Source organism: Meridianimarinicoccus zhengii (genome assembly GCF_003254465.1).
GTDB classification, from domain to species: Bacteria; Pseudomonadota; Alphaproteobacteria; order Rhodobacterales; family Rhodobacteraceae; genus Meridianimarinicoccus; species Meridianimarinicoccus zhengii.
The window spans coordinates 1-1,251 of sequence record NZ_QDFI01000174.1; the positions used below are offsets into that span (position 1 = coordinate 1).

General features: G+C 70.2%; 2 protein-coding genes. Both read left to right on the top strand.

Translation table 11 applies throughout. The annotated features are described in order from the left end of the window. On the top strand, positions 1-180 hold a 180-nt coding region (locus DDE13_RS22410; protein ID WP_162631200.1), incomplete at its 5' end, for an ArsR/SmtB family transcription factor. 55 nt (positions 181-235) lie between these two features. Then, positions 236-1,251, top strand: a 1,016-nt coding sequence (locus DDE13_RS22415; protein ID WP_222626192.1) for a permease, incomplete at its 3' end; no start/stop codon positions are given.

A 1,251-nucleotide genomic window follows, 5' to 3' on the forward strand; every position in this document is an offset into this window, starting at 1 on the left:
CCCTCGACGCTGGCGCACCATTTGTCGGCGCTCGTCGAGGCCGGGCTGGTGCTGCAGGACAGGCAGGGGCGCGAGGTGTTCAACCGGGTCGATTTCGACGCCACGCGCGCATTGGTCGGATTCCTGACATCGGAATGCTGCACCGGTGTCACCGTTCTGGCGTCGGAGGACGCGGACTGATGCGCGTGCGCGGCTTTTTTCGCCCCGAAACAACTGGAATGCCGGAGATCTGGTGATGACCGACACAACCCTTGCAGCGTCCGGCCTCCGGTCCACGCTGCGCCACCTGTGGACGGACCAGCGCGTCTGGCTCGCCTCCGCCGCGATTCTTGCGGTGCTGGCGATCGTCGACCCGATGCAGGCCAAGGACAGCGCACGCTTCGCGGCGGGCGCGCTGCTGCACACCGCGCCCTACCTGGTCCTGTCCATCGCCATCGCGGCCTGGGCCGGGGCGACGGGCGCGGACAACCTGATCGCCAAGGCGTTCACCGGGGCGCCCGTGCTGATGATCGGGCTGGGCGCGCTGGCGGGCGGCATCTCGCCCTTCTGTTCGTGCGGGGTGATCCCGCTGATCGCGGCCCTGCTGGCGATGGGGGTGCCGCTGTCGGCGGTCATGGCCTTCTGGCTCGCGTCGCCGATCATGGACCCGTCCATGTTCGTGCTGACGGCGGGGGTGCTGGACCTTGAATTCGCCATCGCCAAGACGCTCGCGGCCATCGGGCTGGGCCTGTTCGGCGGCGCTGTCGTGCACGTGATGATGAAGGCCGGGGCCTTCGCCGACCCGCTGCGCGACGGTATCGGCAATGGCGGCTGCGGCGGCGCGAAGGTCCGCGCGCCGAAACCGGTGGTCTGGCGCTTCTGGTCCGATGCCGACCGGCGCGCAAAGTTCGGCAGATCGGCGCTGAGCACGACGCTGTTCCTCGCCAAGTGGCTGACACTGGCCTTCATTCTCGAAAGCCTGATGCTGGCGTGGATCCCGGCCGAGACCGTGACCGCGGCGCTGGGGGGCGACGGGCTCATGCCCATCGCGACGGCCACGCTGGTCGGTGTGCCCGCGTATCTCAACGGTTACGCCGCGCTGCCGCTGGTGGGCGGGCTGATCGATCAGGGCATGGCACCGGGCGCCGGGATGGCGTTCCTCGTCGCGGGCGGCGTGACGTCGATCCCGGCGGCCATGGCGGTCTGGGCGCTGGCGCGGCCGCCGGTCTTCGCGCTCTACATCGCCCTGTCGCTGACCGGCGCCTTCGCCGC